The organism is Rhizobacter sp. P1_G5 (assembly GCF_056405435.1).
This window is the reverse complement of sequence record NZ_JBFUCB010000544.1, coordinates 1-4,180: the sequence shown is the minus strand read 5'-3', so window position 1 is coordinate 4,180 and position 4,180 is coordinate 1. Positions and strand designations below refer to the sequence as shown.

At 60.1% G+C, this 4,180-nt stretch carries 3 protein-coding genes; all 3 read left to right on the top strand.

What is annotated here, in order from left to right; translation table 11 throughout:
• A partial coding sequence (locus tag AC1D12_RS26530) for an ATP-dependent nuclease (protein WP_477843974.1) occupies positions 1-1,045 on the top strand: 1,045 nt, incomplete at its 5' end.
• Positions 1,042-3,000 carry a UvrD-helicase domain-containing protein gene (locus tag AC1D12_RS26525; RefSeq protein WP_477843972.1) on the top strand — a complete coding sequence of 653 codons (1,959 nt, stop codon included), beginning with the start codon at positions 1,042-1,044 and terminating at the stop codon, positions 2,998-3,000. The genes AC1D12_RS26530 and AC1D12_RS26525, both read left to right, overlap by 4 nt.
• A 123-nt stretch (positions 3,001-3,123) precedes the next feature.
• Positions 3,124-3,675 carry a hypothetical protein gene (locus tag AC1D12_RS26520; RefSeq protein WP_477843970.1) on the top strand — a complete coding sequence of 184 codons (552 nt, stop codon included), beginning with the start codon at positions 3,124-3,126 and terminating at the stop codon, positions 3,673-3,675.
• Positions 3,676-4,180 lie beyond the last annotated feature (505 nt).

The window sequence follows — 4,180 nt, the reverse complement described above, 5'->3', positions numbered from 1 at the left end:
CCTGCATGTCCAGGTGCAGCGCATCTTCCCCGCCAAGGCGCACAAACTCATCAGCCCAACTGACCAGGACGCCACGGCACTGAAGAGCCAGTTGCTGATCAGTACCCATTCRAGCCACCTCGCTCATGCGGAGAACTTCCACCGACTGCGCTATGTCCGGCGCATCCCGAAGACGGCTGACCATGCGATGCCCACGACGGAGGTGGTCAACCTCGGGTTGGTCTTCGGAAGCGACGAAGTGACCCGCAAGTTCGCCGAGCGCTACTTCCGCGTCCAGCACACCGATCTGCTGTTTGCCAATGCCGCCATCTTCGTGGAAGGTGTCGCCGAGCGAATGCTGGTGCCGCTGTTTATCGAACGCGACTATGAAGCACTCAACCGGCGGTACGTGTCGTTCCTGGACATCGGCGGCAGCCATGCGCACAGGCTGAAGCCCTTGGTCGAACACCTGCGCATCCCCACAGTTGTCATCACCGACATTGACCCAGTCGAGGAGTCCGTGAGTGACAAGGGCAAGAAGCTCTACACGGCAGTGGCCAATGTCGGCCAGGGCGGGTTGTTCTGCGGCAATGCGACGCTGCGCAAATGGCATCCGCAGCTTGAGAACCTGGATGACTTCAAAGCGCCCCAGCCTGAGCAGCTGACGTGGGTCCATGGCGACTGCACGGTTCGATTCGCCTGGCAGCTGCCGGTACCGCAAGCCAGCAATGTCTGGCCGAGCACCTTCGAAGACTCTCTCATCCTGGGCAACATCGACTGGTTCAAGGGTCTGAAGACCAAAGTCGACAAGGCCGGCAAGCCCGTCGACCCGCCCACCGGTGCCCTGGGTGCGGTAGCCACTAAGGTTGCGGCGGCGCCGGACCATCCGGGCATGGCCTCTGCGCTCCACACGCTGATGCACAAATCCTTCAACAAGGGCGACTTTGCGGCGAGCATCTTCGAGAACGTGGCAAGCGGCGAGAACATTGACTGCCCCAAGTACATTGCGAATGCCCTGGACTGGCTGCAGGCCCAACTCGAGCCGACCATGGACGCGGTGCTATGAGCCCAATCGCGATTCGCGAGGGAAATGAGCGTGACGCCGGCGTCGTCGAAGAGATCTGTGGCTATTTGACGGAACAGCCTCCCCGCAGCTTCTTCCTCTTTGCCGGTGCGGGCTCTGGCAAGACGAGAACTCTCGTCGAAGTCCTTCGCCGCCTCACGGGCGTTGTGCCTCATGAGGCGGGCGGAAAACTCTCACGGCGACTGCGCATGATCGGCCGGTCCATCCGGGTTGTCACGTACACCAAAAATGCGGTCGCAGTGATCAACGGGCGTCTGGGCGACAACGACCTAGTGAGCGTCTCGACGATTCACTCGTTCTGCTGGGAACTGATCGCAGGGTTCAACGACGACATCCGAGAGGCGCTGATCGTGCTCAAGAAGGCCGAGCTCGAGAGGAAGTGCGCCAAGGCGGCTGCCAAGAAGCGTGGCGCGAGCGAGGCCGATCTGGAGGAGTTTGCTGAGATTGAGGCCGAGATCGACGAGATCGGCAAGGCCCCTAAGTTCATCTACCACCCGGATCGCAATACGTTCGGTCCCGGCGCGATCCAGCACACGCATGTACTCGATGCGACGGCGTGGCTCCTGCTGAATCGACCGACGCTCAGGACCATTCTGCGCGACCGCCATCCCATCGTCCTCATCGACGAGTCACAGGACACCATGAAGGGTGTGCTCGATGCGTTGATGGAGATCGCTGCCCGACGTGATGGAGGCTTGACCCTGGGCTTGCTGGGGGACCACCGACAACGAATATATGCGCACGGTCACGCGGACTTGCCGGACTTGGTGCCGCCGGATTGGGCCAAGCCGGAATTGCAGATGAATCACCGAAGCCGACGTCGCATCGTGGACCTCATCAACAACATCTGGGCGTCGAAGCTGCAAGGTCGCACGCAGTCGACAGCTGGCGTCAAGCAGCACGCACGAACAGAGAAGGCCGGCGGGGTGGTTCGCCTATTCATCGGGGACGCGACCTTGTCTCCTGAAGAAAAGCGGGCGCGCGAGCGTTGGTGCGCGACGCAGATGGTGGTGCCGGATCAAGCGGATGCTTGGAGCGCCGGCCACTACCAGTTGYTGGCGCTCGAGCACAAGCTCGTCGCGGCTCGAGGTGGCTTTTTGACGGTCTACGAAGCGATGGACCTGATCGATCCCAATGCTGCGGCGCCTGTCGGTAGCGGCGAGAACAACGGACCAGCTGCCGTCAAGCTGCTATTGGATGAGCTGATCCAGCTCCAGGCTTGTGTTCGCGTGAACGGCACGATCCATGAGTCGGCAGCGTCCGATGTGCTGAGGCGCAGCGGCAGCCTTGAATTCCTGCCGGCCGACACCGCGGGGCGCCGCGTTCGCACGGCAGAGATGCTCCAAGCCACGCAGGCGTTTGCCAAGGCTTCAGTCGCGCCTGGCTCAACCGTGTTCGAGGTCATCGAGCCGGTCTTGGCTGCGGGCCTCTTCACGGTACACCCGCGACTTGCTGAGGCGTTCGCCGACAAGAGCCCGCCTCCGCCTACTCCGGTGCCCCGCAGCAAGGAGAAGGAGACGACACAGCAGCGCATGCGTCGCGGCTGGTGTGCGCTCTTCGCTGCACCGTGGGCGGAACTGGGCTTGTACCGCCGTTATCTCGCCGGAGACACCGAGCTCGCTACTCACCAAGTTGTGAAAGGTTCTGAGTTTAGCCACGTGATGGTCGTCATGGACGACAGCCAGGCCGGAGGTTTTCTGATCTCGTACGACAAACTTTTCGGCGGCAAAGAACTGAGTGACACAGACTTGGCCAATCAAAAAGAAGGTAAGGAGACCACCATTGATCGCAGCCTTCGGCTCCTGTATGTCACTTGCAGTCGAGCGCGCGAATCGCTGGCGCTCGTGCTGTGGTCGGGGCAGCCGGCAGCGGCCATCACTCACATCAAGGACAACAGTGGCTGGTTTGAAAGGGACGAAGTGGTCGAGATTCTCTGACCTGAGACGCAACCTGTGAGGAGGTGCAGGCAGGCAGTCACACCGACTTCTAATCTGCTTCGTAGGGGTTCCAGAATGAGTCTGAGATAGGTCATACCTCATTCAATCTTGGGTGCTGCTGCAATGCCAGAAGAATCCGACATTCCGCTTCTCCGAGCGTCCTCACTGTCGGGCGACGACGTTCCGGACGAAATCCGGACGAAGATTGGTGAGCTCATCAATCGATGGGCCTTCATCGAATACCAGCTCAAGGTCATCATCCGTGAGAGCCTGGGATTGACCAGGGCTGCCCAGAACCTGCTGTTGCATGGGCGTGATCTCAGAAACTTGAGCGAGCTGGTCGGTCAGATCGCAAACGCTGGCAATCTATGGGTGCCTGACGCTTGCTTGAGAAGTGAACTCGATGCGCTTGCGAAGGCGGTCGGAAAGGGGGCTGCCGTGCGCAATGACTTCGCGCACGGTGTCTTCGCGGTGCCACGCAAAGGCAGCCACACGGGCAAATTCTCGCGCCTTCTGTACCAGACCCTGGAGCAGAAGATCGAACCAGACTGGCACGCCACCTACGTTGGTGATTTTGAGTTGATGTTGAAGAAGGCGAAGCGGTTGGGTGTTCAGGCGCAGAACGGGACTGTGAAGCTCAAGGAGCTCAAGAAGTCGAAGAGGCAGAGGATTTAAGTCGCGGCATCACGGCCGCACAGCGGACAGTCAACGCCACCGGGCCTCCACTGGCGGCACAGCACGTTGAGCGCCCTCGGGGCAGCGTCGCTACATCGATAGATTGGCTATCTCCGGAGCATTGCAGCGACCGCATTGAAGCTGCATGCGGCCGGTCGATAGCTCGAAGCGACCGACCACAACCGCTGCCTAGCTGTCAGGTGCAGTGGCCAACTTGGCAAGCAACTGAATTCGCACTTTGTCCTCGAAGATCGAGGGGGCGTCCAACAACAATAGCCACCGCGCATCGCTCATTTCATTCAATTTCGCCGAATCATGGCGCTACAATTTCTCACGAATAACGGATCGTTTGTGAGGAGCGAGGATGTCAAGACAGGCCGGGTTTACCCCAGGGGTGCAACTAACAGATTTCGGACCACGCGAAGCTGAAATCTCTAACAACTTGGCCACGGTCTGGGGAATCTGCTTTGCAAGGGTTTACAGATCAGGCCGCGCGTCCTACCCC

Bases quoted from the DNA above. Each gene is read 5' to 3' on its own strand.
- AC1D12_RS26520 (WP_477843970.1), top strand. From the start codon at position 3,124: ATGCCAGAAGAATCCGACATTCCGCTTCTCCGAGCGTCCTCACTGTCG.